Origin of the sequence: Paraburkholderia sp. CI2, assembly GCF_014201055.1 — a bacterium.
Lineage (GTDB): Bacteria > Pseudomonadota > Gammaproteobacteria > Burkholderiales > Burkholderiaceae > Paraburkholderia > Paraburkholderia tuberum.
Window position 1 is genome coordinate 94566 of record NZ_JACHDL010000003.1, and the last position, 26065, is coordinate 120630.

Annotated in this window: 24 protein-coding genes; 9 read left to right on the forward strand and 15 right to left on the reverse strand. The window is 61.4% G+C overall.

From position 1 onward, the window contains the following. Positions 1-15: 15 nt before the first annotated feature. Complete coding sequence (locus HDG32_RS06045; protein WP_184064374.1) at positions 16-186, forward strand: rubredoxin; 171 nt, start codon at positions 16-18, stop codon at positions 184-186. Between the two features lie 52 nt (positions 187-238). On the opposite strand, the gene HDG32_RS06050 is transcribed toward HDG32_RS06045, so the two are convergent. The 5 genes from HDG32_RS06050 to HDG32_RS06070 form a co-directional block, all read right to left on the reverse strand. Continuing rightward, positions 239-1435 (reverse strand): acetyl-CoA C-acetyltransferase, encoded by a 1197-nt coding sequence (locus HDG32_RS06050; protein ID WP_184064377.1) that lies wholly within the window; start codon positions 1433-1435, stop codon positions 239-241. Between the two features lie 50 nt (positions 1436-1485). Next, entirely contained in the window at positions 1486-2778 is a 1293-nt protein-coding gene (locus HDG32_RS06055) for an acetyl-CoA hydrolase/transferase family protein (RefSeq protein WP_184064996.1), read from the reverse strand. 13 nt (positions 2779-2791) lie between these two features. Continuing rightward, on the reverse strand, positions 2792-3979 hold the full coding sequence (locus tag HDG32_RS06060) for a CaiB/BaiF CoA-transferase family protein (RefSeq protein WP_184064380.1): 1188 nt from the start codon (positions 3977-3979) through the stop codon (positions 2792-2794). Continuing rightward, on the reverse strand, positions 3976-4962 hold the full coding sequence (locus tag HDG32_RS06065) for a nitronate monooxygenase family protein (RefSeq protein ID WP_184064383.1): 987 nt from the start codon (positions 4960-4962) through the stop codon (positions 3976-3978). Before HDG32_RS06065 ends, HDG32_RS06060 begins: the two co-directional genes overlap by 4 nt. Positions 4963-5069: 107 nt before the next feature. Further along, entirely contained in the window at positions 5070-5846 is a 777-nt protein-coding gene (locus tag HDG32_RS06070) for an enoyl-CoA hydratase (RefSeq protein WP_184064386.1), read from the reverse strand. 218 nt (positions 5847-6064) lie between these two features. Between HDG32_RS06070 and HDG32_RS06075 the strand changes: the two genes are divergently transcribed. Together HDG32_RS06075 and HDG32_RS06080 are read left to right on the forward strand one after the other, a co-directional pair. Beyond that, positions 6065-6859 (forward strand): crotonase/enoyl-CoA hydratase family protein, encoded by a 795-nt coding sequence (locus HDG32_RS06075; protein WP_184032260.1) that lies wholly within the window; start codon positions 6065-6067, stop codon positions 6857-6859. Between the two features lie 47 nt (positions 6860-6906). After that, positions 6907-8148: a CaiB/BaiF CoA-transferase family protein gene (locus tag HDG32_RS06080; RefSeq protein ID WP_184064389.1), complete on the forward strand. Its 1242-nt coding sequence runs from the start codon at positions 6907-6909 to the stop codon at positions 8146-8148. A gap of 338 nt (positions 8149-8486) precedes the next feature. Here the strand turns inward: HDG32_RS06080 and HDG32_RS06085 are convergent, their stop codons facing one another. Then, entirely contained in the window at positions 8487-9251 is a 765-nt protein-coding gene (locus tag HDG32_RS06085; RefSeq protein ID WP_184064391.1) for an SDR family NAD(P)-dependent oxidoreductase, read from the reverse strand. A gap of 248 nt (positions 9252-9499) precedes the next feature. Here HDG32_RS06085 and HDG32_RS06090 point away from each other — a divergent pair, with 248 nt between their 5' ends. Continuing rightward, positions 9500-10294 (forward strand): IclR family transcriptional regulator, encoded by a 795-nt coding sequence (locus tag HDG32_RS06090; protein WP_184064394.1) that lies wholly within the window; start codon positions 9500-9502, stop codon positions 10292-10294. A 109-nt stretch (positions 10295-10403) separates the two neighbouring features. Here the strand turns inward: HDG32_RS06090 and HDG32_RS06095 are convergent, their stop codons facing one another. Further along, entirely contained in the window at positions 10404-11825 is a 1422-nt protein-coding gene (locus HDG32_RS06095; protein WP_260335991.1) for an MFS transporter, read from the reverse strand. A gap of 236 nt (positions 11826-12061) precedes the next feature. On the opposite strand from HDG32_RS06095, the gene HDG32_RS06100 reads away from it, so the two are divergent. The 3 genes from HDG32_RS06100 to HDG32_RS06110 all read left to right on the forward strand — a co-directional run bounded on the left by HDG32_RS06100 (position 12062) and on the right by HDG32_RS06110 (position 14887). Continuing rightward, complete coding sequence (locus tag HDG32_RS06100) at positions 12062-13258, forward strand: amidohydrolase family protein (protein ID WP_184064397.1); 1197 nt, start codon at positions 12062-12064, stop codon at positions 13256-13258. A 75-nt stretch (positions 13259-13333) separates the two neighbouring features. Continuing rightward, entirely contained in the window at positions 13334-14128 is a 795-nt protein-coding gene (locus HDG32_RS06105) for an enoyl-CoA hydratase/isomerase family protein (protein ID WP_184064400.1), read from the forward strand. 63 nt (positions 14129-14191) lie between these two features. Further along, on the forward strand, positions 14192-14887 hold the full coding sequence (locus HDG32_RS06110) for an SDR family NAD(P)-dependent oxidoreductase (RefSeq protein ID WP_184065002.1): 696 nt from the start codon (positions 14192-14194) through the stop codon (positions 14885-14887). Positions 14888-14948: 61 nt separating this feature from the next. Here the strand turns inward: HDG32_RS06110 and HDG32_RS06115 are convergent, their stop codons facing one another. From HDG32_RS06115 to HDG32_RS06145, 7 genes are all read right to left on the reverse strand, one after another. Further along, positions 14949-16100 carry an NADH:flavin oxidoreductase gene (locus tag HDG32_RS06115; protein ID WP_184064403.1) on the reverse strand — a complete coding sequence of 384 codons (1152 nt, stop codon included), beginning with the start codon at positions 16098-16100 and terminating at the stop codon, positions 14949-14951. A gap of 375 nt (positions 16101-16475) precedes the next feature. Next, positions 16476-17174, reverse strand: coding sequence for a TetR/AcrR family transcriptional regulator (locus tag HDG32_RS06120; RefSeq protein WP_260335992.1), 699 nt, complete (start codon positions 17172-17174; stop codon positions 16476-16478). Positions 17175-17287: 113 nt separating this feature from the next. Further along, positions 17288-18652, reverse strand: coding sequence for a hypothetical protein (locus HDG32_RS06125; RefSeq protein WP_184064409.1), 1365 nt, complete (start codon positions 18650-18652; stop codon positions 17288-17290). A gap of 30 nt (positions 18653-18682) precedes the next feature. Further along, on the reverse strand, positions 18683-19534 hold the full coding sequence (locus HDG32_RS06130; RefSeq protein ID WP_184064410.1) for an oxidoreductase: 852 nt from the start codon (positions 19532-19534) through the stop codon (positions 18683-18685). A gap of 36 nt (positions 19535-19570) precedes the next feature. Then, positions 19571-20956 carry a hypothetical protein gene (locus HDG32_RS06135; protein ID WP_184064413.1) on the reverse strand — a complete coding sequence of 462 codons (1386 nt, stop codon included), beginning with the start codon at positions 20954-20956 and terminating at the stop codon, positions 19571-19573. Beyond that, positions 20956-22200, reverse strand: a complete 1245-nt coding sequence (locus HDG32_RS06140; RefSeq protein ID WP_260335993.1) for an acyl-CoA reductase — start codon at positions 22198-22200, stop codon at positions 20956-20958. The genes HDG32_RS06135 and HDG32_RS06140 overlap by 1 nt, the downstream gene beginning before the upstream one ends. A 292-nt stretch (positions 22201-22492) precedes the next feature. Further along, a complete protein-coding gene (locus tag HDG32_RS06145) occupies positions 22493-22990 on the reverse strand; it encodes a MarR family winged helix-turn-helix transcriptional regulator (RefSeq protein WP_184064419.1) in 498 nt (165 codons plus the stop codon). Between the two features lie 112 nt (positions 22991-23102). Between HDG32_RS06145 and HDG32_RS06150 the strand changes: the two genes are divergently transcribed. Next, a complete protein-coding gene (locus tag HDG32_RS06150; protein WP_260336001.1) occupies positions 23103-24242 on the forward strand; it encodes a phosphotransferase in 1140 nt (379 codons plus the stop codon). Positions 24243-24264: 22 nt separating this feature from the next. Continuing rightward, on the forward strand, positions 24265-25218 hold the full coding sequence (locus HDG32_RS06155) for an SDR family NAD(P)-dependent oxidoreductase (protein ID WP_260336003.1): 954 nt from the start codon (positions 24265-24267) through the stop codon (positions 25216-25218). Between the two features lie 268 nt (positions 25219-25486). Here HDG32_RS06155 and HDG32_RS06160 read toward each other — a convergent pair whose 3' ends face one another. Next, positions 25487-25831, reverse strand: a complete 345-nt coding sequence (locus HDG32_RS06160) for a BON domain-containing protein (RefSeq protein WP_184032291.1) — start codon at positions 25829-25831, stop codon at positions 25487-25489. Between the last annotated feature and the right edge of the window lie 234 nt (positions 25832-26065).

Consider the following 26065-nt stretch of genomic DNA (forward strand, 5'->3'; position numbering starts at 1 on the left):
GACTCATCGACGATCATGAAAAAGTGGCAATGCATTTTTTGCGGTTTTTACTACGACGAAGCAGCGGGACTTCCCGCGGAGGGCATCGCGCCTGGCACTCGCTGGGAAGACATCCCCGATGACTGGGCATGCCCCGAGTGCGGTGCGACCAAGTCCGACTTCGTGATGTTCGAAGTGGAGGCCTGAGCGGGCGGGCGCACGGCGCACGGCGCAAGGCCGTGCGCTTCATCGCTCAGGATCAGGCGCGCTCGAACACGGCGGCAATACCCTGGCCACCGCCGATGCACATGGTCTCGAGTGCATAACGTCCTTTCCGGCGCGTCAACTCGTGCAACAGCGTTGTCATGATGCGCACGCCCGTCGCGCCAATCGGGTGGCCCAGCGATATGCCAGAGCCGTTCACGTTGAGCCGGTCGGTATCGTGCCAGTTCCAGCCTTTGAGGACTGCCAGCACCTGACACGCGAATGCTTCGTTTACTTCGACAAGATCCATCTGCTCGAGCGTAAGCCCGATGCGCGTCATCAGCTTCTGCACTGCGGGCACGGGCCCCATGCCCATGCGTGATGGCTCGCATCCGGCTGCGGCCCAGCCGGTCAGCCAGGCCATGGGTTCGAGTCCGAGCGCTTCGAGGCGGTCTTCCGCGACGACGAGGCAAGCGGCAGCGGCATCGTTTTGCTGGCTGGAGTTGCCTGCGGTGACTGTGCCGCCCGGCATCAACGCGCGAAGCTTGCCGAGGCTTTCCATGCTGGCGTCGGCGCGGAATCCTTCATCTTTGGAAAACAGAAGCGGCTGGCCTTTTTTCTGAGGAACGCTGACCGCCACGACCTCCTCGGCCATATGGCCGGACTCCCATGCGGCGGCCGCGCGCTGATGGCTGCGCAGCGCGAACTCGTCGGCGGCCTCGCGGCTGATGCCATAGTCGGTGGCCAGATTTTCCGCGGTCTCGATCATGCCGGAGATAAAGCCGAAGCGCGATTCCGGCTGTGAGCGCTCGCGGCCTCGCGCGAGCCGGTCGTGAAACTGGACGGAGCCCGACCGTGCGCCCCAGCGCATGTCCGTGCTGTAGTACTCGATATTGCTCATACTTTCCACGCCGCCGGCCAACACCACGTCGGCGGCGCCGGTCTGCACCATCATCGCGGCGGTGACGAGCGCCTGCAGGCCGCCGCCGCAACGTCGATCAAGCTGCATGCCCGGCACCTCCACCGGCAGGCCGGCCTGCAGCGCAATCCAGCGGCCCACGCAAGGTGTTTCGCTGTTCGCGTACGATTGCGCGAAGACGACGTCGTCGATGCGAGCGGGTTCGAGTCCTGCGCGCCGGATCGTTTCATTCGCGACGAGCGCGCCGAGATCTTCGACGCAAACGCCGCGCAGGCTACCGCCAAAGGTGCCGACGGGCGTTCGTACAGGGGAGACAATTGCCGCGCGTTTCATCGGACGTTTCCTTGCAAAGTTTGAAAGTTCTGATTCGGCTGGAGTTGCAATCAGCCGACGAGCGTCGCGCTTCTTAAGCGATTGGAAGGCGGGACGCCCGCCATCTGATCGAGAGCGCTGCGATGGTCCGGATGGGCGATTGCCAGCATGCGTTCGCGCCTTTGGCGCAGCGTCAGGCCGCGCAGATCGGCCACGCCGTATTCGGTCACCACGATGGCGGCGTCGCTGCGCGGCGTGCTGACCGGTCCGTTCAACGACGCGACGATGCGGGTCGCGCCCTTGCCCGCTGTGGACGGCAATGCGATGACAGGAACGCCGCCACGCGAGCGCCGCGCGCCGCGCAGGAAATCCAGTGCGCCGCCCACCGCGCCCACATACACGCCACCGGCAATTTCGGCGTTGATCTGGCCACTCAGATCGACCTCGACCGCCGAGTTGATGGCGACGAAGCGGTCGATGCTTGCGAGCACGTTCGGATCGTGCGTGTAGCGGGTCGAACGAAACTGCACGGCGTCGTTTCGATGCGCGAACTCGTGTATGCGGCGACCCCCCATCATCACGCCAGCAATGGTCTTGCCCGTGTCGATGGTCTTGCGCACATTGTTGATCACGCCGCTTTCCATCAGATCGGCGACTTTGTCGCCGATCGTGCCGGAATGGATGCCAAGGTCTCGCCGATCGCCGAGGCAGGCGAGGATCGCTTCTGGAATCGCGCCGAGGCCGAGTTGAATGGTGGCGCCGTCTTCGATCAAACCGGCCGTGTGCCGTGCAATCGCCAGCTCCGTCGGGCTGACGGCGCTGGGCGAACTCTCGGGCAAAGCGCGCGACGTCGGGACCATGAAGTCGAGGTCGTCGTCGCGAAGATATCGCTCGCCGTAAGTCCAGGGTGCCTGTTCGTTGACTTCCGCAATGATGACGCGCGCGCGCTCGAGCGCCGGGATCAGATACTCATGCGCGACGGACAAGCTGTAGCGGCCGTGCGCATCGGGTGGCGCCAACTGCAGCAGCAGGACGTCGATCGCTAGCTGACCCGACTCCATCATCTCTGGCAACTGCGAATAATGGCAGGGCAGGATATCAAGCGCGCCAGCCTTGGCCAGTGCGCGGTTGGAGCCGCTCCCGCAGTACGAAACGAAATCGATGCAGTCCGCGTGCTCAGGCCGGCACGTGTCGTGGTTGCCGGCGCCGAGAAAGACCCGGAACGCGCCGATGCCGTGCCGCTGCTGAAGTAGAGTGCGCGTGAGCGCAAGGGGCTCTGCGTTCGATTGGCCCCATGCGACGGTATCGCCGGGGCGGATGATGGACGCGAAATCGACGGCGTCCGCCTCTAGCTGTAAGGGCATGGTGTTGTTTGCGTCAGGTGGCGGGTTGCGCAAGGGCCTGGGCTTCGTCGTGCTGCCCACGTACTGCGCCTGTCGCGACGAGTTCCGCAATCCGTTCGTCGCTGTAGCCAATGCTCCGCAGCACGAGTTCTGTGTGCTCGCCAAGGTGTGGAACGGCGAGCGGTGGCGACCCAGGCTCCAAACGGAAGTGAATCGGGCTTGCAACGTGGTTGCGTCCGAACGGATCCACCTGGACCATCCCGCGCTCGTGCGCATGCGGATGGTCGAGCGCTTCGGCGAGCGAGAGCACCGGCGCCACACTGATGTTTCGGCCTTCGAACCAGCAGAGCCATTCATCGAGTGTGCGAGTCAGGAAGATTTGCGTCAGGAACGCCCGGACGCGTATCTGGCCTTCACCGGCTGGGCCGATCGCGTCGGCGACGAGATCCGGACGGCCGAGCGGTGTAAGCAGGTTGGTTGCAAAGCTGTGCTCCCGGCCGCCAAGGCAGAGCCACTTCGAATCGGCGGTCTCATAGGTGTCGAGCAACGCGAGCCCGCTGTCGCCTTCAGTCGGCCCTCGCAATTGGCTGTCCGGCGCGTTGAGCAAGCGGCCACTCAGATACGGCTGCGATGTGAGCGCCGCATCGAAAAGCGCCATGTCGATGTAGTCGCCGCGCCCCGTTTCCCGCGCGCGCAGCAGCGCCATCAATATGGCGGACAACGCCGTCAATGAACCGGCCAGCGCAGCGAGCGACGGTCCCGTGGCAATTGGGATTCCCCGGCCATCGCGCGGCAGCGTGCCTGCAAGCGATTGAACTACCGGATCGTGTGCGGGCAATTGAGAGAGCGGGCCGGTTTGGCCGAATGCGGTAATCGCACAATAAACGACTCCCGGGTTCGTCCGGCTGATCGTGTCGTAGTCGATGCCAAGCCGAGCGGCCACGCCCGGCCTCGACGATTCGATCACGACGTCGGCCTCGTTCATCAGCTTGAGCGCGACCTCGCGTGCGTCCGGATGTTTCAGATCGAGCGCGATGCTGCGCTTGCCGCGGTTGATCGCGGCGAAGAACGCACCGTCGGTGCCGGGTGCGCCGCGGGTGGGGTCGCCGGTGACCGGTTCGATCTTGACGACGTGCGCGCCGTGATCGGCGAGGTTGGCGGCGAGGAACGGACCCGGCATGAATTGCGACAGGTCCACGACGCGAAGGCCGGTCAGTTTCATGCCAGAGCAGCGCTGAAGCCGAGCTGGCGTTGCGCAATCGCGGCGGCTTCCTTCACGATGCGACCGATCAATTCCGCACAGGTCGGCAAGTCGTGAATGAGGCCGGTCACGATACCGGCGGGGAAGGCGCCGCCTTCAACTTCTCCTGTCACGAATGCGTCCATCCAGCGCTGTGCTCCGATCAGCGCGTAGAGGTCCGAGCGCGTCACGTTGCCGGCGCGCTCGAGTTCGAGCGCGGCGAGACTCACGCTGTTCCTGACCACCCGGCTTGAATCGCCGATCGAGCGGCCAACCAGCACCGTATCGCGCTCGCTCGCTTCCAGCAGCCGTTGCTTGATCGCAGGGTGGACGGGGGACTCCTGCGTGAGCATGAATCGGGTTCCCATGTTGATGCCGTCCGCGCCGAGCGCGAGAGCCGCCATCAGCCCGCGCCCATCGGCAAAGCCGCCGGACGCGAGAATCGGCACCTTCAGCTTGTCGGCGGCGGCGGGAATCAGGATCAGTCCAGGGATGTCGTCTTCGCCAGGGTGCCCCGCGCATTCGAACCCGTCGATGCTGACGGCGTCCGCGCCGAGCGATTCGGCCTTCACCGCGTGGCGAACCGTCACGCACTTGTGCACGACCTTGACGCCCTGCGCCTTGAACTCGGCGATGTATTTCGCCGGATTGCTGCCTGCTGTCTCGACGACCTGGACGCCTTGAGACACGATCGTGCGCACATACGCGTCATAGTCGAGACCGACATTGGCGCCGAGAACGGTCAGGTTGACGCCAAAGGGCTTGTCGGTGAGCGAACGCACCCTGTCGATTTCGCGCGCGAGTGCATCGGCGCTTGCATGGGTGTGCGCGGAGATGAAGCCGAGACCGCCGGCATTGCCCACGGCCGCCGCCAGTTCGGCTCGCGCCACCCAGCGCATGCCGCCTTGAATGATGGGATATTGAATGCCGAGTAATTCAGTAATGCGATTGACATACGGTTTCATCGCGCGCCTGTAGCCTGGATAGGAAGTATGGGTGCCAGAGAAATGCGCGTGACGCGCGTGACCTGGCGGGCTCTGTTCGCCACGACAGCGTGGCGCTTTTTAGCAATTCAACAATCGCGAAACTGAGGTTTGCGCTTTTCGGCGAAGGCTGCCATGCCTTCCTTTCGATCTTCCGTGGCGAAGGTCGAATACGCCATACGCCGCTCGAACAGGATGCCTTCCGCCAGGCTCGATTCGTAGGCGCGGTTGACGCACTCTTTGGCCATCGCTACGACGGGTTGCGAGTATCGCGCGATCTCATCGGCCGTTTTCAGCGCTTCCTCGACGAGCGTGTCGGCGGGCACGATGCGGCTCACGAGGCCGCATCGTTCGGCTTCAATGGCGTCCATCCTGCGGCCGGTGAGGATCATTTCCATCGCCTTCGATTTGCCGAGCGCGCGCGTAAGGCGCTGCGTGCCGCCGGCGCCGGGAATGGTCGCGAGCGTGATTTCGGGCAGGGCGAAACGGGCGTTGTCGGCGGCGAGAATGAAGTCGCACATCATGGCCAGTTCGCAGCCTCCGCCTAACGCAAGACCCGCGACCGCGGCGATGACCGGCTTGCGACAACGCGACGTGCGTTCCCAGTTCGACGTGATGAACTGATTCTTGTACACGTCCATGTACGTCCATTCGTTCATCATCTTGATGTCGGCGCCGGCGGCGAACGCCTTTTCGCTACCGGTCATCACGATGGCGCCGATGGCGGGGTCGGCGTCGAGGTCGTCGAGTGCCGCCGTCAGCTCGTCCATCAGCTGGTTGTTCAGTGCGTTGTAGGCTTGCGGACGGTGCAACCTGATCAAGCCGGTTTTCCCGTGCGTTTCGACGATGATCGTCTCGTAGGCCATGGTTCTTCCTTGAACGAATGAGGGTGAACACCTAGGCCCGGATGGGGCCTCCTCGCCGATGATTTGCGTGTCTGCGGTGCGCCGCTCGGCAGCGTCGGAGCGTATCGTGCGTTGCCAATTTTGTGAACGACGTTTATGATTCTGAATGTGCGACCCAGCTTTGTCAATTGAGCGCGAGCTCAGAATTGCTAACGGAAAACACCGCGAGGAGACACTGCATGACCACTCGTCACGAGGACGGACAGATTCGCGTTGAGCAGCGTGGGAACCTGCTCTTGATGGGCATTGACCGGCCGGAAAAGCGCAATGGTTTCACGCCGAAAATGTTCAGAGAGCTTGCCATGGCTTACACGCAGCTCGAGAAGAGCGGCGATATTTTTTGCGGGCTGGTATACGCCGAAGGCGATCACTTTACGGCAGGGCTCGACATGCCAAAGGTCGCGCCGTTGCGCCGCGAAGGGAAACCGCTGCTTCCTGAAGGCGAGGTCGATCCGTTCAACTTGCGCGCGCCGCTGCGTACCAAGCCGGTCGTCATTGCGCTGAAGGGAATCTGCTTCACGGTCGCGGTCGAACTGATGCTTGCATCGGAAGTGGCTGTTGCGGCCGACAACTGCCGTTTCTCCCAGCTTGAAGTCAAGCGGGGGATCATGGCAGGTTGTGGTGCGACGTTTCGCATGGTGCAGCGAGCCGGCTGGGGCAACGCAATGAAGGTACTGCTTACCGGCGACGAATTCACCGCAGACGAGGCACGGCACATGAACTTCGTGCAGGATGTCGTGCCTGCGGGGCAGGAGTTCGACCGGGCGCTCGCGATCGCCGAGCGAATCGCGGCACAGGCACCGCTAGCCGTGCAGGCCACGATGCAGAACGCGCGCGTTTCGCTGGGACAAGGCTGGCAGGATGCTTACGCGACGATTCAGTCGACCCAGCAGTTTCTCTACAACACTGAAGACGCGAAGGAAGGGGTTCAGTCCTTCATCGAAAAACGTACGGCGAAGTTCGTCGGACGCTGATGCAAGCTTCCGGGGCAGCCGGTGTGAATTCAAGGGGACCGTTTGCTATGACAAAAGGCGCGTTGGCGGGTGTTCGCGTACTCGACCTGAGCCGCATTCTCGCCGGGCCTTGGGGGGCTCAGATGCTGGCGGATCTCGGCGCGGAGGTCATCAAGGTCGAGCGTCCGGGCAAGGGCGACGATTCGCGGCAATTCGGCCCCCCGTTCCTGATGGATCGGGAGGGAAAGGTCACGCGCGAGTCGACGTTTTTTATCAGCGCGAACCGAGGCAAGAAGTCGATCACGTGCGATATCTCCACGGCCGAAGGCCAGGCGCTGATCCGCTCGTTGGCGGCGCACTGCGACGTGTTGCTCGAGAACTATAAGGTTGGCGACCTCAAGCGTTACGGGCTCGACTACGACAGCCTCAAGCTGGTCAATCCGCGCCTGATCTACTGTTCGATAACCGGGTTCGGTCAGACCGGACCGTATAGCCCGCGCCCCGGCTACGACTCGATTTTCCAGGCGATGGGTGGCCTGATGAGCGTGACCGGAAACGGCGACGACGTGCCGGGCGGCGGGCCAATGAAAACCGGGCCCAGTCTTGCGGACATCCTGTGTGGTCAGTACGCCGCTTCGGCGATCATCGCAGCGCTTTATCATCGCGACGCGGCGCAAGGCGGTACCGGGCAGGGACAGTACATCGACCTGGCATTGCTGGACGCGATGATTGCTGCCACATCGCACTATGCAAGCCAGTATCTCGTATCAGGCCAGATTCCTATCCGGCGCGGTACCGAGGGCAACGGTGGTATGCCGTCCCGCATGTTCCGCTGCGCCGATCGCGACATCATGATCGTGGCGGGCAACAACGAGCAATACGCGCGGATGTGTAACGTTCTGGGGCACCCCGAGCTCGCTAGCGATCCACGATTCAGCGAGATTGCGCTGCGCGTGAAGAATCGTCGCGCGCTGGGCGAAGTGTTCGAGCCGCTGATCCTTCAATGGCAGAGCGACGAACTGCTCGCAGCACTCGACGCCGCCGGGGTGCCGGCCGGACCGATCAACAATCTGGAGCAGGTGTTCGCAGATCCGCATGTGCAGGCACGCGCGATGTGCGTCGAAGTTGCGCACCCGCTCACGGATAAGGCGGTTCGGATGGTCGCCAACCCGGTCAAGATGTCGGGCACGCCTATCGATTCGTACGGGGCGCCGCCGACGCTCGGACAACATACGGACGACGTGCTGCGTGATGTGCTGAGTATGTCGCAGTCGGATATCGATATCCTGCGCGAAAAGAAAGTTCTATAGAAAGGGCAAAGCCTGCGACGCAACAGCCGTATCGTATGTACAGACCACGTAGAAGTCGGGTGTATCCACTCCGGTAGGGACGCCCCGAATATCTCGCGTCCGCATCAACGTTCGGACGCTCCCGTGCGCAGCGGAAAGTCACCTCATTGGGCTTGGGCGAACTGCCGCAGCGAGTTCGACTGGATGGACGTGCACTTGCCGTTCTTCACGTCGGAATGGTTTTAAGAAATTTCTCAACAGACGCGGTACGCGCCCGGCGGGAAGCTCACTCCTCGGATCGCGGCTCGCGATAATGCAACTGGACGTTTCATATATTGCACCGTGTTCAAAAAGACGCACTAGAGCATTGACTGTCCGCCGTCCACACTGATAGTCTGCCCGGTTATGAAATTAGCGTCGTCACTACATAGAAATGCAACTGTTCGTCCAATATCGCGCTGAGGATCGCCGAAGCGGCCAAGCGCAATTTCAGAGAGATAGCGAGTGCGTTCCTGAGGATTGGCTTCGAGGTAGGCTTCGGCGGCAGGCGTGAGCGCTGCCGGGCAAATGACGTTGACGGTAATGCCGTAGACGCCCCATTCGCGCGCGGCAACACGCGAGAGCCCACGAATGCCCTCCTTGGTTGCGGCGTACGCGCCGAATCCCTTGAGGCCTTCGATGCCGGTGCGCGAGCCGAAGTTGATGATGGCGCCGCGGCCCTGCGACTTCATCCGCGGCAATGCGGCCTGCATGAAATACAGCGTGCCGTACAAGCCCGATTCGAGCGTGTTGCTCCAGTCATCGTCGGTAACGGACTCGAGCGGCACCCCCGGGCTGCTGCTTTGGGCATTGTTGATGAGTGCGTCCACACGTCCGAATCGCTTGACGGCAAGCTCGACCGTCCGCACGGCGTCGGCGCGATTGCGCGTATCGCCGGGCACGACCAGCACTTGCGAACCGAGGGCGCTCAATTGCTCAGCAGCCCGCGTGAGTTTGGCCTCCGTGCGACCAGTGAGGACCAGACTCGCCCCCTCGGTGGCAAGCGCAAGGGCGATGCCGAGCCCAACGCCTTGCCCGCCTCCGGTCACGATGGCGACCTTTTCTGCCAGTTTTTTCGTGTACATGAGTGAATCCAGAAGTGAAGGTTGATGTTGCTGTTCGACGCGCGAGCGTATTGCGTAAAGGGTCTGGAAGATGATGCTTCTGAATTCCAGATTTGTGAACGTCGTTCAAATATATCCCAAGCTGTGTGAGGGAGCGCCCTGGCGTATTCCCGAATTCGGGTGGTGTTAAAGTGTGCCAAATTGTGATCGATGTAAAACTATGTGAATAGTTCACGTATAATCGATACAGTCAATTCATGGGGAAAATCATGTTGAAAGAGACCTCAGCGCCGGCGGACCGGGACGTCAGCGGGCCGCGCTCGCTGACCCGACTCCTCGGAATTTTCGATGTGCTGGCGAAGTCTCCGGACGGGATGTCGCTAGCAGAACTGAATGTCGCTCTCGAGTCACCGAAGAGCAGCCTGCTCAATCTGCTGAGACCTCTGGTGGCGGAGGGGTACTTGATGCACGACGTAGGCCGCTATCGCCTGGGACCGTCGATCTTCCGGTTGTCGGCAGGCGTGATGGCCGCGTGGAATTTTTCGAAGATACTGCGCCCGTTCCTGGTGGATCTCTCGAAGAGCACCAATGAAACCGTGTATGTCGGTGTCCTTGACGTCGAACACAAAGAGATCACCTATGTCGACGTGATCGAGAGCGAGCAATCGGTGCGCTATTCAATGCACATCGGTTTGCGTCGCCCGCTCTATTGCACGGCTGCGGGCCGCGTGCTGCTCGCCCATGCACCGGACGCTTTCGTTACCGACTACATGAAGACGGTCAAATTCGAGCGCCGCACCCCGCAAACGATCGCAACAAAGAAGGCGTTGCGTGACGAACTCGACCACATCCTCGAAAGCGGCCTGTCGGTGAGTCGCGGTGAACTACTGCCGGATTCGGCCGGCGTGTCGTCGCCGATCTTCGGACCGAATGGCAATGTCATCGCGGCGATGGCAATTGGTGCGCCGCTCGAACGCTTCGACCGCGAACGTCGCCGGCTCGAAGAGCACATGATCAGAGTCGCCCAGCGGGCGTCTGCGTTGGGTCAGGCAGAAGAGGAGTGACTCGCCAGTCGGCCGGCGGCGCAGTGAAGCGGGTGCTTCAATGCGCCGCGGTCGCGGTGCGGTCGAAGAAGCGTTGCACCCGCGCGCAACGGATCGGTCGCAACGACCGTCAGCGTGTACGACGCTTCGGCAGCATGAAGGCGACCAGCAGTCCGGCGATCGAACTGCAGGCGATGTAGACGAATACCGAAACATAGCCACTATCGGCCGGAAACGATGCACCGTCGTGTCCCGCCGTCGCGCTGCGCAGCAGCGCAAATACCGCCTGGGCACCTACCGCGAAGAAACACGAGAAGAAAACGTAGAGCATGCCCGTTGCCTCGCCTGTCTGATGTGCAGGCGTCGCTTCCACGATCTGGTTGTACAGCGCCGTGCTTGCGAAGGCGAGGCCGAACGAGCACAGCACCGCACCTGGAACGAAGAGCAGCAGGCTGCGATGAAGCACGATCAGCGAGGCCCAGCCCAGGGCCAGTATGAGCATGCCAATCAAGGCAGCGGGCCGGGCCTTGTAGCGGGCAGCAACCCGGCCGCTCCATGGGCTCGCGACCAGCGCGACGATGTTGATGCTGAACATCAGTAATCCGGCTGCCGTCGCGCTCAACCCGAATCCGGCGTGCGTGCCGGCAGGTTGCTGGGCGAGCAGCGAGAAGACCTGTCCTAGTTGCATGGCGCCTGCCGCGAGGAATGCCATGCATGCATTGGCCAACACGACTTCGCGCGTCTTCAGCAGACGCACATTGATGAGCGGATGACGCGCCCCGTGTTGATGGCGTGCCCAGAGTCCGAGCACGATCATCCCGCCAGCGATCAAGCCCCACAGCCGCGGATCGCCGAGCCCCCACGTGCGGATTTGCTGCACGGCGAAGAGGATGGCGCAAAGCGCCGGAGCGAACGCGAGACCTCGAATGTAGTCGATCCGTACGCCGGGATTCGGTGGCGACGGCGGTGCCCACGCGCGTACCGCCGCGACGGCCACGACGCAAAGCGCGACTTTGAACCAGAAGCCGCCTTGCCACGAATAGTGATCCACGACAACGCCCGCGCAGATGTAGATCAGCCCCGCCGACACCATGCCTGCCGCGCTGATCAACCCCACCGCGGCAGGCAGTCTCGCGGGTGGCAGATTCTCACGAACCAGCCCGATGGAGAGTGGCGTAATGCCTGCCGCGATCGATTGCATCGCACACCCCGCGACGAGCATGCCGACATCGGTCGCGCATGCGGCCACGACTGCGCCCGCCGCAGCGACCGATATCACCACGAGCAGGATGCGGCGGTAGCCCAACAGGTCGCCGAGTCGCCCGCTCACGGCGGCAAAGACGGCCGAGCCGAGCCAGTACGCGGTGACGGTCCAGCTCACGGAGTTCGACGCAGGAAAAGCCTTGTAGAGCGTGACCAGCACGGTGTAGATGACGGTGATGCCGGACGAGGCCGCTACCGCGGCAAGCAGGATCGCCATCGTGAACCCGCGCGGTGGACCCGCTACCGGTTGCGCTCGGTGTGCCGGCTGGGAGAGTACTTCGGCTTGCATAAACGTCTCCGGTTGCGTGTCTTCGTTTCGATTATACTTATATGCGAACGTCGTTCGTATTGATGTTTTTTGGAGAGTTCGATACCGACCGCAAGGGTCGCGAGGCCACCGCCCGATATCAAATCGATATCGACGTTTTCGAGTTCGATATGAGAGTTTTTTGGTCGATGGCTTGACCCGATACTTCTTTCAAGGGCGCACGTTCTGAAGCGCTCCCCACAATCAGGAGCGAGACCATGCAAACGTATCAAGGGAAGATCTACGACGCCGACACGCACTTCTACGAAGTCGAGGACGCGTTCAACCGTCATTTGCCCGAGAAGTTCAGGAAGGACTGGTCTTTTACCAGCCGTGTCACGGCAGACGGCAACCGCTGCATGTATGTGGGCGACCGGAAGGTGGAAATCAGCGAGGGATACACATCGGCCGAGGGGCACGTTCCGCCGCCGGGCAAGCTGCATGAATGGCTGCGCGCGATGAAGGATGGCAAGGATAACGTCGATATGCGGGTTTCGCCGACGCCGGACATGTTCAACCGCGACGCGCGCCTGAAGAAGATGGACGATTTCGGTGTTGAAGCCTGCACGATGTACATCGGCGAAATGGTCGCGTGTATTTCCTACCTCAACGAGCCCGTTGCGGCAAATGCGGTGTTGCATGCGTATAACCAGTGGATGCTCGACGACTGGGGCTTCGACTACAAAGACCGCATCTACACGACGCCGGTCGTCACGCTCGACGATCTCGATGCGGCTGTCGCCGAGGCCAGGTGGCTGGTTGCGAACGGTGTGCGGGTGATCCTGATGCCGATGGGGCCGTTCAATGGCCGTGCACCTGCGGATCCGTACTTCGATCCGTTCTGGTCGATCCTCAACGAAGCGGGCGTGCGCGTCACCTTCCATGTGTCGGAAGCGATCTACATGAAGGATCATATGGCGGTGTGGGGCGAGCCCGTGCAGCAGTCGCGCCAGCGTCAGACCGCCTTTGTCTGGATGCACGGTTACGGCGAGCGGCCGGTCATGGAAACGCTGTCGTCGTTCATCTTCTACAACTTCTTCGAGCGTTTCCCGCGGGTCAAGCTGTGCAGCGCCGAAAACGGTGCCGAATGGGTGCCTTCGCTGCTCGTCAAAATGGACAAGTGCCGGGGGATGGCGAAGAATGGCTACTGGCCATGCGGTCAACTGAAGAAACGCCCGAGCCAGATCTTCAAGGAAAATGTCTTCGTGGTCGCGTATCCGGAGGACGACATCGCCCAGATCATCGCTCAAACGGGATCGTCGGACTTCCTGTTGATGGGCTCCGACTATCCGCACGCGGAAGGCGTGCCCGAACCGAAGGAGTTCGCGTCGGAAGCATGCAATGGGCTCTCGGAAGAAGACACGCGCAAGATCATGTACGACAACGGCCGCCGGTTCATTCCGCTGCACGTGTGATCGGCCTTGTACCGGTCGGCGGCGGCAGACGGTCTGTCCGTCCCGCGCGATTTCTTCATTATGAACAGGTTAGCCATGAATATTTCGGCCTATCAGGCGCTACTGCTCGAACGCGAAGGCGGCGTCTTGACCGTTACGCTCAACCGCCCGGAAACGTTGAACGCGTTCGATGAGCAAATGGACATTGAGATGTCGCGGCTTTTTCTCGATGTCGCGGAGGACGTTGAGACCCGTGTCGTGGTGTTGACGGGCGCAGGGCGGGCTTTTAGCGCGGGCGGCGATATCGAGCATATGCAGCAGGTCATCGACAACCCCACGCTGTTCCTCGAAGGCATGCAGCGTGCAAAGAAAATTGTCTTCTCGATGCTCGATTGTCCGAAGCCGGTCATCGCCAAGATCAACGGTCATGCAATCGGTCTCGGCGCGACGATCGCGCTGTTCTCGGATCTGAGCTACGCGGCCAATCACGCAAAGATTGGCGATCCGCACGTGAAAGTCGGCTTCGTGGCGGGCGATGGCGGCGCGGTGATCTGGCCGCAGCTCGTGGGCTATGCGAAGGCCAAGGAGTATTTGTTGACGGGGGACCTCGTCACCGCGGAAGAGGCGGCCCGACTGGGGCTCATCAATCATGCCGTACCGGCCGACCAGCTGGATGCCGTGGTCGACGCGATGGCGAAGCGTCTCGCAAACGGCGCTTCGCGCGCCATCCAGTGGACCAAGGCGTCGATCAACATCGGCCTGAAGCAACTTGCGCATGCCATTCTCGACGCGTCGATTGCATACGAGGCGCTGTCGAACCTGACGGAAGACCATCAAGAGGCGGTCAACGCGTTTCGCGAGAAACGCGAGCCGGTGTTCAAGGGACGTTGAGCTTTTACAGTGTCCGGCGCCAGCGGTACCCGCGGCGCCGGGCGCGGCGAGGGAGGGATGCTCATGCAACGGGTAGTGGCGATAACGGGTGGATTCGGCACGCTTGGGCGCACGGTTGGTCGCGTGTTTGCCGAGAACGGCTGGAAGGTCGCGCTGATCGACAAGGCGCTCGAGCCGGAGAACGCGAGCGCGGAGCAGCTGCATGCTTCCTGGTGGCGAGGAGGCGTCGAGCTGACTGATCTCGATGCGGCGCGCTCGGCGCTTTCCGCGGTCGTCGAGCAGCTTGGCAAGCTCGATGCGATCGTCAATGTAGCGGGAGGCTTTCGCTGGGAAACGCTGGCGGACGGCAGTCTCGACACCTGGGATCTGATGTACCGGACGAACGTGCGCACGGCGGCGACTGCGTCGAAAGCGGCACTCGACCATATTGCCGACAGCGCGGAGGGCGGACGCATCATCAATATTGGAGCCGGCGCTGCGCTGAAGGCGGGCGCGGGCATGGGAGCGTATGCGGCCTCGAAGTCGGGGGTGATGCGTTTGACTGAGGCGCTGGCCGAAGAACTCAAAGGCCGTTCCATTACTGTCAACGCTATCTTGCCAGGCATCATCGATACGCCACAGAACCGCAAGGATATGCCCGACGCTGACTTTTCCCGCTGGGTGCGGCCTGAAGAAATTGCCGAGGTGATTCTCTTTCTCGCGTCTGGCGCCGCGTCGGGGGTGACCGGTGCGTTGATTCCTGTCACCGGGCGTACGTAAAGATCCCGAACCGGAAATAGCAGTTGATGCCCGAGTCAAGGCGCCAACTGCAAATCGCGTTTCAGGTGAGGTGTGCGAGCGAGTCGTTGCTGAACCCGAGGAACGGCTCGCCAAGCCGTACGCGCCGCGCCCAGTTCGGATCATGTAGAAGCGAGCGTCCCACGCCGACAAGATCGAACTCGCTGCGTGAGAAACGATCGAGCAGGGCAGTGAGGTCGGGCTGCGCCGCTGTCGCGGCCCCGGCCATTGAATCGTAGTAGCCCTTGTTAATGCCGATCCCACCAACAGTCATCGAAAGCTTGCCGGTTACCTTCTTCACCCAACCGGCGAGATTCATCTCTGAGCCCGCGAATTCCGCCCGGTTGAAATAGCGGGTGCTCGCCTCGAAGATGTCGACGCCAGCATCCGCGAGCGGCGCGAGAATGTGCTCGAGTTCGTGCGGGTCGTTGGCGAGACGCGCGCGGAAATCCTGCTGCTTCCACTGGGAGAAGCGGAACGTGATCGGCATCGTCGCACCGATCGCTTCGCGGATTGCGCGGACAACCTCGGCGGCAAAGCGGCTGCGCGCCGTGAGATCCTTGCCCCATCGATCCGTGCGTTGATTGGTTTCTGCCCACAAAAAAGCGTCGATCAGATAGCCGTGAGCTCCGTGAATCGCGATGCCATCGAAGCCGGCGGCCGTCGCATAGCGCGCGCTTCGACCATAGGCTGCAATGACGTCCGCGATCTCGGCATCGGTCATCGGGCGAGTTGGCGGCATGACGCGCTCCATGTAACCTGCGTTGAGCGATGTGGTTCGTCCTTCCGGTCCCCACAGTCCCGATGGGCGCAGTGGCGAGGCGGCCGGGAAGGGGCCCGTATTCGCCTCTTTCATGGGTCCCATATGCCACAACTGAGGAAAGATAATTCCGCCGCTAGCGTGAACTTCGTCCGTCACGCGTCGCCACGCGGCAACTGATTCCTCTCCGGCGAGCACTGGAATCGAATTTTCTCCGAGTCCGGCTTCGCCGAGCGCCGCGGGGTGATCGACGCCGACGCCTTCCGTGATGATCAGGCCCGTCTCGCCCTGCGCACGCCGTTTGTAGTAGGCGGCGACGTCACTACCGGGCAATCCGTTCGGCGAAAAGCCGCGAGTCATGGGTGACATGACGATACGGTTGGCAAGCGTGACCCCGCGCACGGTGAGAGGCGAAAAGAGCGACGTGGTATCCATTGGTCATTCACATAGTTGACTTGTGTGCGGATAATGATACGCTATGTTCTATCGATGAAAAAGCAATATTGGCGCCGTCTCGCAGGCGGCGTTGAACAGGAGGATTGCATTGGAGCAAGCAGACTCATCGGCGGTAGACGCGCTCGAAGAGAGCGGCGCAAAGCTCATCCCGGAGGGCTTTGCATTGATGCCGGAGTTCGGTCCCTTCCATCGGATGTTCGGACCTACCTACTTTCGCAAGAGCGAATGCGGACTTTCTCCGACTGCCGGATCTGGGCGAATGCGAAATGCATCGCCCAGGCGTCGGGGCAATTCCAGGTGATGGGAGAAATTGACAGCTAGTGCGTCGGCGAGACCTGGATGGCCGCGCGAACGTTACGGCATTGACCGGGCTCGAACCTTATCCAGTGCCGCACGGTACCTCCACGCGGTCAACAGAAGCCGATGAATCCGCTCAGCCCGGCGTTTCCGTTCGGAACGGGTGGTCTGAACCGCGAGGTGCACTTCGGGCGCGCCTGTGACCAGTGTGAGAAGATCGCGCGCCGCGTTCGAGGGATCGTCGATGGCGATCACGCCGCTGAGCGCGGCGGCTTCCAGAACGCCGGTTAGCGGCTCCAGCATCGTCACCACGAACTGCAGAAACTGCTTTGCGACATCGGGAAAGCGAATCGCCTCGCCAATGACCATGCGTGAAGTGTGCATGCTGTCCGGTATTGCCATGTGTTCGACGAGCGCATCGATAAGGGATGCCAGGTTCGTCGAAAAATCGCGGCCCGGTTCCAGATGTTCCGAGATCTTGCCCCGCAGATCGGCCATCCCGCGCCAGACGATGGAGCGAAACAGCTCTTCTTTCGTGCCGAACTGGCGATACACGGTCGTTTTGCTGACGCCAGCCAGCGATGCGATTTCCTCGACCCTGGCGGCGCCGAAACCTTCTCTGATGAACACGGATTTGGCGGCTTCGAGCAGCCGCTCGCGCAACTGAACTGCATCGTCGTGGGTGGGCCGGCCAGCCGTTCGAGGTTTGTCCGCCGCAGCGAGCCGCGAGGCTCCGTTGGGAGCCTGAACTGACATAGGTTTGTACATCGGGGAGTGTTTGATGTCGGAATCAGGACATCAGTATACTCATGAGCCCAAGGGGGCGCCAGTCATGGCGCCCCTGGGGCTCGGACCGCGCGCAGCAGGGCTCAAACGTTGATCATGCCACGTACATACGACTCCATCGTGCCGGCGCACGAGAGCTTGTCTTCGCCTTCTTCGAGATCGGCGTAGCGGCCGACTTGACGGACCAGCGGCCCTTGCAGGCCGTCGGTGTTTCCCGCCGGTGAAAAGTCGACCACGACCTTGTCGCCGGTGATGAAACCACCCCAGTATCCTTCGGCCAGCAGATCGAAAAACGCGAAGCGCCCCTCAACGACGCCCAGTCCATCCGCAGGATTCAGCAGTTGCTCTCCCGCCTTGTCGAGGACGAACGGGACGATCCACGGGCAGATTGCATAGCCCTGCGCAACTTCCGACCAGGGGCCGGTTCCGATCATCTCGGACATGCCATAACTGTTCTGGACGTTCTCGGCACGAATACCGTAGAAGCGGATGATTTGCTCCCGATAGTCGGCGGGGGCCGAGGTGCCCTTCAAGCCGCCACCGGTGGTGATTACCGTGTCCGGATGGCAGATGCCATCGGCGATGCCGCGCTGACGGGCGCGCTCGACGAGCGTCCAGTGCAACGACCAGTTGCCTTGGACGAGCACCGGAACTTCGCGCTGCGCGGTGAGCTTGTCGAGAAACCGGTCGATCATCTTGCCGGTATGACGTTGGCGCGCCACCGCCTGCTCCTGAAACGCCGCGACCTCGCTCGGTTTCGCGGAGCCGTCGGCGATTGCGCGGCGCATGCGGCCCATCGAAATCGTTGCGGATGCGAGCACCGGTTCGTCGAACATCAGCGTGGTTTCCGCGCCGAGCCGTCGCGCTGCGTTCAGTACCGGTTCGATATGCCGATGCGCGCCGGCAGGCGGCATCATGAGGAAAGCCGGGCGCTTGCCGAAATCTCTTTGGATCATTGCGTTGCCATAGACGCCCAGTTTCACGCACGACTCGGTGACATTGTCGAGATCGGCTTGCGTCTGACTGATGAAGCTGCACTTGCCGGATGTGCCGCTCGAGCTGAAAACATGGTGTCCCGCTGTGCGCAGACGGTCCATCCATGCGTCGACGTTGTCCGCGCCGTCCAGATCGACTTCGGCTACCCGTTTGCTCGATAGCGTTTGCAGCCATGCCGAAAGATGCTTCCAGCGGCCGTTGTCGATGAATGACTCGGGGTAGCTCTTGTAGATCTGATGCGCGAACAGCAGGGGCACCATATCTTCATGGCGGGTCACCTCGTTGACGCCGACATCTTCCGCTCTGCGACGCAGTAGCCTGATCTGTTCGCGGCGCTCGGCGAAGCGCTCTTTCATGGCAGCGAGCTGAAGCTCGCGAAGGTTCTCGGGGTGCTTGCGAAACGGGTCGCTTTCATCGCGCAGCATTGCATAGAACGGGTCCAAAGCGGACATGTCGTCTCCAGGGCTATGAGTTGCCAGGCGTCAGTGGTCGAAGTTGGTGGAACTCGACACGTCGAGCCAGGCTTCGAGGTTGTGTTGCACGGACGAAAGTTTCTTCCGAACGACGTCGACGGCGTCGGGACCTAGTGGTAGCCGCAGCGGCGGGCTGTCTGCGGAAACCGCGCGCACGATGGCGTCGGCAGCCTTTGCCGGATCGCCCGTTTGCGTGCCGTGGTAGCTGCTCATGTAACGACGCATCTTGCCCACGGTCTCCGTATAGACGGGTGATTCGACCTCGCTCCACTTCAGCGATCCGCCTGCGAAATTGGTGCGGAAGCCACCCGGCTCGACCACGGTCACACGAATCCCGAACGGGCTCAGTTCACGAGCGAGCGATTCCGAAAGCCCTTCGATCGCATGCTTCGAAGCGCAATAGAAACTGCAGCCCGCGATGCCGATCACGCCGGCGACCGACGAGAAGTTCACGATATGACCGCGGTTGCGCTCGCGAAAATGAGGCAGTACGGCGCGTATCACGTTGACCGTTCCAAACACGTTGGTATCGAACAGCTGACGTGCTTCCGCGTCGGAGACCTCTTCAAATGCGCCGAAGAGACCGTAGCCCGCATTGTTGACGAGTACGTCGATCGGTCCCGCGCGCTCGATGGCCTGCTCGACGCCGCGACGCACCGCTGCCGCGTCGGTCACGTCAAGCAGCACACCGTGCGCGTGTCCGGGTGCGAGATTTTCGAACGGCGTGATCTGTGCGTCATTCCGAACGGTCCCGACCACTTTGTCGCCACGGGCGAGGACCGCCTGCGCAAGCGAACGGCCGAAGCCGGACGAAACGCCGGTAATGAACCACACGGCTGGGCTTGTCTGTGTTTCAGTCATTGTCGATTGGCCTTCAGATGAGTAGGAAACATCGATTTAGTTGGCGGTCCGGGCCTCGGTCATGTCGGCGATCTCTCCGCGGACGTAGGCGTCGATCGTTCCCGCGCATGACAGCTTGTCGTCGCCGCCGGGCAAATCCTTGTAGCGCACCACGTCGCGAATGATGGGCGTGCGCACGCCGTCGATGCCGTGACCGAACTCCACGGTGACCTTGTCGCCGCTGATCACGCCGCCCCAGCGCCCATCCGCGAGCAGGTCGATGATGGCGAGCCGACCCTCGACGATGCCTTTCCCGTCCGCAGGATTAAGCAGTTGTTCGCCGCTCGAGTCGAGCACCAGCGGGACGAGCCAGGGCGGGACCGTCCACGCCTTCGCTTCGTGAAACCACGGGCAAAAGCCCGATACTTCGCCCATGCCGTAGCCGTCGTTGAAGTTGGTCGCGTTGAAGTTGAAGAAGCGCTCGCACTGTTGCTGGAAATCTTCTGGCAGGTTCGCACCCTTCTTGCCGCCGCCGATACTAATGATCGTGTCGGGGTGAAAGTCGGCGTCGGGAATGCCACGCTGGCGCGCCGTAGCGACGATCTGATAAAGCATGCCCATCATGCCCATGATGAACATGGGCTCGTGACGCCGTTCGAGCAGTTGGTCGATGAACTGCCGGAAATCGGCTTGTACGCGTTCGCTGCGTTCTCGACTTTCGTTCTGGAAGGCTTCGATTTCACTGGGGAGCGCGGTGCCGTCCGCGATGGCCCGCCGCATGCGCGCCATGCGCGTGGTGTGCGCGGCGCTTTGCGGCACATCCGACATGTAATGAAGGTCGCCCGGCATCGCAATCGATTCGGCGAATTTCGCCATGCGCTCCGTTCCGGTGTAGGAGCCGGAGGAGGGCGTCAGAAGGAACACGGGATAGCGACGCGACGGATCGCGCATGCCGCTCGCCGCCCAGCGAATGCCTTGGGAGAGGAGGCGCCAGCCGAGTTCGCGGTCGGCTTCGCTCTGGTAAATGAAGGACTGCTTGCCCGAGGTCCCGCTCGAACTCATCACATAGTGGCCGTTTCGACGCAGCGCATGGATCCAGTCGTCGAGATCGGCGATCGTGCCGTAATCGAGTCCGTCGATCTTGCGGGTTGTGAGCGTTTGAAGCCACGCTGTGAGGTGGCGCCATTTTCCCTGCTCGATGAACGAATCGGGATAGCTCTTGTAGACGGAGTCGGCAAAAAGCAATGGCACGGCGTCGCTCATGCTCTTCACTTCCGTCACTCCGGCCTCGCTGGCTCGCTTGTCGAGAATGCGAATCTGCTGCCGGCGCTGCGCGAAGCGCTCGCGCACGGCTTGCAGTTGCGCGGCATGGAGGCTTTCCGGCGCGTTGCGGAAGGGGTCTTGAAGATCCGTGAGTTGAAGCAGCGTGGAAAGGGCTTGCATTATCGGGTCTCCTCCGGATTCGGGCCCGATTCCTCCGAGACCCATTTCATGAATCGATGGATCGGGAACATGCCGTCATGCGGATAGCCGCCAACCCCATCTGAAATAGACTCGCCCAGCGCCACGATGCGTTGCACGCCAGCGCACGCGAGCGCGTCGCGCACCTCTGTGACCCGGTGCGGCGGATAGATGCCAACCGTTTGCGTGGCGACGGTCGCATAGCGCGCACCGTCGCGCAGGCTTGCCACGGGAACGACGTTGACGGTCTTGCAAATGGGATGAAAATCGACCATTTCTTCCGAGCGAATGACGAGCCCCTTGCCGTCGTATCCGCCGAACACCCGGTAGAGCGGCTCCATCTCACGCAGCACATCAACCGCTTCGCGAATGTCGCTGGGCACCAGCGGGCCTTGGCCGTCGCCATAGCGAAAATCCTGGCCGAGTGCCAGCGCCAGTTGCTCGGCATAGCGGTCGGCGTCGTCTTCGTCGCCTTCGACGAATTGATACCGGCTCGCATTGCACGCGTCCTGGTTGAACGACAGCACATCGGCTGCGCCGGCACGCGCGACGTCGCGCAGCACCTCGTCGGAGGCAAAGGCTTCACGGCCGACCAGCGAGATAGATACCTTCGGATCGAACGCGACCAGTTCGAGCCCGGGGCCAGCGTAGCGCATCACGTGCCGAACCGCGCTGTCGCCGCCCCATACGACAATCTTGTCGAAGTACTGCGGACGATAAAGAATCGACTCGACATGTTCGTCTCCACCGCGCCAATACGCAGCCGAAAACGACTGGGTGACGGGATGATCCGGGTCGATGTCGGCCATCGTGCGCAGAATTGCAGTGGCCGTGAAAAGATCGTTCGAAGGCAGCTTGAGCAGGTGGACGCCTTTCGTCAGCGCTGCGCGCATGACCGTCATGGCTGCCACCATCGGCGAGTTGCCTGCGAGCACATGTACGAGGCGCGGTGCAAACGCGCGCAGACGACTCGGGCGCCCGCGCAGCGTGCGTGCCACCCAACCGTCGACGAGGCGCGCGTCGCCAAGACTTACGCGCAACTCGTCCTCGATCACCTCGCGTGCGAAAAGGTTGGGAATGTCGCGATAGCAGTTTTCGAGAATCCGTCGCCCGAGCGGACTCACTTTGATCATTGACTCGAGCGCGGCCTGCATCAGCGGATTGACGTCCAGATGCAAACGCGGCCCCAGCTCGACAAGAAAGTCGATAACCTTCGCAATCGGCATATCGAAGGCGGGGCCTGACTCAGCTCGCGGCCACACGAGATCGTCAAGGTCGATCCTGGGCGTGCAGAAACCTTGGCCAAGATCACGCGACACGTGCCTGATGGCGCTTCCGGTGACAGTGCGACCGCGGTATACGTGAGGAACCGGCAGCGGCGCGAGGCTGGGCTCCTGCGCCGGGTTCCCGCGTTGCCTTTCTGTTGTTTCGGGGTGCTCCATAAAAGCTCCTTTCAAATATCGAGACGCGTTGACCTGGGGCGCAGACGCTGGTCCATTCCGGGCTTGCTATCGCTAGTCAGCTCAGATTGACGATCATCCGATCGAGTAAATGTTTGACGGTTCGGACTTCTTCGACCGTGAAGCCGCGAAGCTGCCGATTGCTTGCATCGACGATGTGCGGCAGGGTTCCGCGCAACAACTGGCGGCCGTTCGAAGTCAGTGTGAGCTCGACACAGCGTCGGTCGGAAGTGCTGCGAATTCGTTTAATCAAGCCTCTTTTTTCAAGCGAATCGAGCTTGCGGGTCATGATGCTGCTGTCAGCGAGCAGCACCCGGCACAAGGCAGTAGGTGTGCGAGCACGTCCGTCGGACAGTGCTTTCAGGATTCCCCACTGTATTGCTGAAAGCTCGCTCGCAGCGAGCTTTCCGTCGATTTCCGCGCCAAGCAGAAGATGAACCAGGTTCATCTTGAACGCGACACTATCTTCAGTACGGTATTCCTCTGGCGCAAGTCTCTGTGCGAGTTCGGCGCCAGCCGGTTCTCGCTCGAGCGTGACGGAGTCGGATAGATTCATCGATTTCCTGCCAAAAAAGTAGCTGCATTTGCAAGCAACTATATGCACGGCATTCAAAATATGCAACGATAGGCGAGGTGTGGTTTTCCCCATGTTGCGACGGGGAGCAGGTATGCGCGACGATGCGCACGCGTCTTTTTGTTTGCAATCTTCGGGAGGAACCTTGTCGGAATCTGGTGTGGTAAGTGACATGGCGTTGCCTGTCGCTGTTGAGGAAGTGACCGCAAAGTGGCTAACCTCCGCGATCGCGTTCCGCTTTCCCGGCGCCGAAGTAACTTCGTGCAGGCACGTGGAGGTATTGCCGGGTACGTCGACCAAGGTACGCGTCGTACTCGAGTACAACGACGCGGGACAGGCAATGGCGCTGCCGGCGCGCATGATCGTCAAGGGCGGTTTCGAGGATCACAGTCCTTCGATGAGAGACATGTATCGCAATGAAATGCGTTTTTATCGCGACGTTCTACCGTTCATCAACATGAACGCGCCCAGATGCTTCTTTGCAGGCACGGATCCTGACGCCTGGCAATCGGTCGTAGTGATGGAAGACCTGAGCGAGCGTAACGTTCAGTTTTGCCGTGCCCAGCAATCGCAGGGCTACGAACAAGTCGCCCTACGGTTGAGTGCGATGGCGCGCTATCACGCGCAAACATGGAACAGCCGGGAGTTCGACAAGGGCGGTCGGCTCGAATGGGTGGGAGAGCGCTTTTCGGACTGGTCGCTGGAATACCAGAACCGATACCTCGAACCGGACGTCTGGGCCCGCTACATCTCGCTGCCGAGAGGAGCGGCAGTAAGCCGGTATCTGCACGATCGGGACTGGATGATGGCATCTCTCGCGCGCATTGCGCGCGAACATAAGAGCAAACCGGTATGCCTTATTCACGGCGATACGCATCTGGGAAATCTGTACGTCGAAGCTGACGGGACGCCAGGTTTTTTCGATGCCCAGGTCAGTCGGGCGCCTTGGAGCCTCGAGGTCGCCTACCACATAGGGTGTGCACTCGATATCGAGGACCGTCGCTCATGGGAGCGGTCGCTGCTCGAACACTATCTTTCGCAGCTGGCGATTGGCGGGGTCGAGGCGCCTGATTTCGACGAAGCGTGGAACGACTATCGACGCGATCTCGCGTATGGATACTTCATCTTTGCGATTAACGAAACCCGCTTTCAGACCGAAGCAGTGAACACCGCGTATGCGGCACGCTTTGGCGCGGCATTGTTGGATCACGGCACGGTGCGCGAATCGACATGATCCAGGCCAATAATGCAACCGTATGTTGCATTATTGGCTTCGCGAGACTAAGCTCGACCATCGGCAGCCTCCTGGCGAGTTATGGCTTGAACGTGAACGTGCCGGTGCTCGCTCGAACGTTCAAGATGACAGTCGACTTTCATCAACCGATTACAGCATGCCTGTTCCGAAAATCTTTCATCAACGTTTAAGCGGCAAGATCGCGATCGTGACCGGCGCAGGATCGCTCGGTCAGGGATTTGGCACGGGCAAGGCCATTGCCTGTCTTTTTGCGGCGGAGGGCGCGTCCGTTTGTCTCGTCGATCAGCAGTACGAGCGGGCGGCGGAAACGCTCGCGCTGATCACGGAAGCGGGCGGCCGAGCGTTCGTATCGACCGGCGATGTCACGGACGGCGCTGTCTGTGCGCGCATTGTCGAAGAGACCGTTCAGCGGTATGGAGGTCTGGACATTCTCATCAACAACGTCGGTATCTCAGGCGCACCGGGGAGATTGCAGGACGTCGACGAAGCGTCCTGGGACCGTGTGATCGACGTCAATCTGAAAAGTGCGTTCTTGATGAGCCGAAGTGCGGTGCCGAAGATCGTAGCACGCGGGGGCGGGGCCATCGTCAACATCGGTTCGGTCGCAGGCATCCGCAGCCACGGGGCGGCGGCGTATGGTTCGTCAAAGGCGGGAATGGTCGGCTTTACGCGTGAACTCGCGGTGATGTACGGCCGCGATCAGGTTCGCGCCAACGCGATTGCTCCGGGGCATATTTTTACGCCAATGGTGGAAAGCATGCTTGACGATAAGGCTCGCGAGCGTCGCCGCAAGATCGCGCCCCTCCCATTGGAGGGAGATGCATGGGACGTCGCGGCCGCCGCGCTGTTTCTCGCCAGCGACGAATCGCGATTCATTACTGGCACGTGCTTACCCGTGGACGGTGGCGTGACGCAGATTGCGGCGCTTGCGGCGTACGATCTGGTCCAGCAATAGCCACCGTATCGGGTGGTACCTCGGGCAGCAAAGCGGCACTTTCCGCTGTGCTTTCCTGGCCAAATTTTCTGGTAACTTAGCGGGGCCGAATTTGACCCGCGTTACAGGAAACGGCACCTGTCTGGCACTGGCATGGCCGTCGAATTGCGGTTCATGCCAATCGCCCCTTTGCTCGGCCCTGGATAAATATCGCGCTCGATCCGAACGATCTGTCGATGTTCGTCCAGGTCGTCCGCGCCTGGTTCATCTGTTTTCCGGCAAACGCGCGTCATTGCGGCCTGAGGTGCAGATCGTTGCTCACGGATTGCACCCCCGGCACGCCGCGCGTCACGGCAAGCGCTTTCTGAATCTGTGCCTCCGAATCCACGTATCCTGACAACTGCACGACGCCTCGATACGTCGCGACGCTCATCGGCAAGGGTCTCAGTTCCGGGTTCGCGACGAGCGCCTGCTTCACCCGGGCGGCGAGCGCAGCGTCGTCAGCGGCGATCTTCCCCGGCGCTGTCAAGGGCGGCGTCACCGTGGACTTACAGCCGCTGGTGAACACGAACGCTGGCAATGCGAACGCCGCGACGATCAGCAATCGGCTTTTGATGTATGGCGCGTTTCGCATGTCGGCTATGAAATCCTGATTCGATAAGCGCTAAATGGTGGGCTGAAAAGCGGGCCGAGTGGCGAAGGGATACGGCGCATCTCGGCTTACAAGCTACCTGTATTGGCAGGGCAACCCTTCGCGTCGATTTGGCGAGGCGAATCAGGCGTAGCAATTGCGCAGGTACGAGAGAACGAGTATCTGACTATCGGCATTGCAGTTTCCCACGAACTGCATACGTTAGCCGAAGACGGT

What these genes read in the sequence shown, in the direction of transcription:
- HDG32_RS06045 (WP_184064374.1), top strand. Translation starts at nt 16, where the DNA reads ATGAAAAAGTGGCAATGCATTTTTTGCGGTTTTTACTACGACGAAGCA.
- HDG32_RS06050 (WP_184064377.1), bottom strand. Translation starts at nt 1,435, where the DNA reads ATGAAACGCGCGGCAATTGTCTCCCCTGTACGAACGCCCGTCGGCACC.
- HDG32_RS06055 (WP_184064996.1), bottom strand. Translation starts at nt 2,778, where the DNA reads ATGCCCTTACAGCTAGAGGCGGACGCCGTCGATTTCGCGTCCATCATC.
- HDG32_RS06060 (WP_184064380.1), bottom strand. Translation starts at nt 3,979, where the DNA reads ATGAAACTGACCGGCCTTCGCGTCGTGGACCTGTCGCAATTCATGCCG.
- HDG32_RS06065 (WP_184064383.1), bottom strand. Translation starts at nt 4,962, where the DNA reads ATGAAACCGTATGTCAATCGCATTACTGAATTACTCGGCATTCAATAT.
- HDG32_RS06070 (WP_184064386.1), bottom strand. Translation starts at nt 5,846, where the DNA reads ATGGCCTACGAGACGATCATCGTCGAAACGCACGGGAAAACCGGCTTG.
- HDG32_RS06075 (WP_184032260.1), top strand. Translation starts at nt 6,065, where the DNA reads ATGACCACTCGTCACGAGGACGGACAGATTCGCGTTGAGCAGCGTGGG.
- HDG32_RS06080 (WP_184064389.1), top strand. Translation starts at nt 6,907, where the DNA reads ATGACAAAAGGCGCGTTGGCGGGTGTTCGCGTACTCGACCTGAGCCGC.
- HDG32_RS06085 (WP_184064391.1), bottom strand. Translation starts at nt 9,251, where the DNA reads ATGTACACGAAAAAACTGGCAGAAAAGGTCGCCATCGTGACCGGAGGC.
- HDG32_RS06090 (WP_184064394.1), top strand. Translation starts at nt 9,500, where the DNA reads ATGTTGAAAGAGACCTCAGCGCCGGCGGACCGGGACGTCAGCGGGCCG.
- HDG32_RS06095 (WP_260335991.1), bottom strand. Translation starts at nt 11,825, where the DNA reads ATGCAAGCCGAAGTACTCTCCCAGCCGGCACACCGAGCGCAACCGGTA.
- HDG32_RS06100 (WP_184064397.1), top strand. Translation starts at nt 12,062, where the DNA reads ATGCAAACGTATCAAGGGAAGATCTACGACGCCGACACGCACTTCTAC.
- HDG32_RS06105 (WP_184064400.1), top strand. Translation starts at nt 13,334, where the DNA reads ATGAATATTTCGGCCTATCAGGCGCTACTGCTCGAACGCGAAGGCGGC.
- HDG32_RS06110 (WP_184065002.1), top strand. Translation starts at nt 14,192, where the DNA reads ATGCAACGGGTAGTGGCGATAACGGGTGGATTCGGCACGCTTGGGCGC.
- HDG32_RS06115 (WP_184064403.1), bottom strand. Translation starts at nt 16,100, where the DNA reads ATGGATACCACGTCGCTCTTTTCGCCTCTCACCGTGCGCGGGGTCACG.
- HDG32_RS06120 (WP_260335992.1), bottom strand. Translation starts at nt 17,174, where the DNA reads ATGTCAGTTCAGGCTCCCAACGGAGCCTCGCGGCTCGCTGCGGCGGAC.
- HDG32_RS06125 (WP_184064409.1), bottom strand. Translation starts at nt 18,652, where the DNA reads ATGTCCGCTTTGGACCCGTTCTATGCAATGCTGCGCGATGAAAGCGAC.
- HDG32_RS06130 (WP_184064410.1), bottom strand. Translation starts at nt 19,534, where the DNA reads ATGACTGAAACACAGACAAGCCCAGCCGTGTGGTTCATTACCGGCGTT.
- HDG32_RS06135 (WP_184064413.1), bottom strand. Translation starts at nt 20,956, where the DNA reads ATGCAAGCCCTTTCCACGCTGCTTCAACTCACGGATCTTCAAGACCCC.
- HDG32_RS06140 (WP_260335993.1), bottom strand. Translation starts at nt 22,200, where the DNA reads ATGCCGATTGCGAAGGTTATCGACTTTCTTGTCGAGCTGGGGCCGCGT.
- HDG32_RS06145 (WP_184064419.1), bottom strand. Translation starts at nt 22,990, where the DNA reads ATGAATCTATCCGACTCCGTCACGCTCGAGCGAGAACCGGCTGGCGCC.
- HDG32_RS06150 (WP_260336001.1), top strand. Translation starts at nt 23,103, where the DNA reads ATGCGCGACGATGCGCACGCGTCTTTTTGTTTGCAATCTTCGGGAGGA.
- HDG32_RS06155 (WP_260336003.1), top strand. Translation starts at nt 24,265, where the DNA reads ATGTTGCATTATTGGCTTCGCGAGACTAAGCTCGACCATCGGCAGCCT.
- HDG32_RS06160 (WP_184032291.1), bottom strand. Translation starts at nt 25,831, where the DNA reads ATGCGAAACGCGCCATACATCAAAAGCCGATTGCTGATCGTCGCGGCG.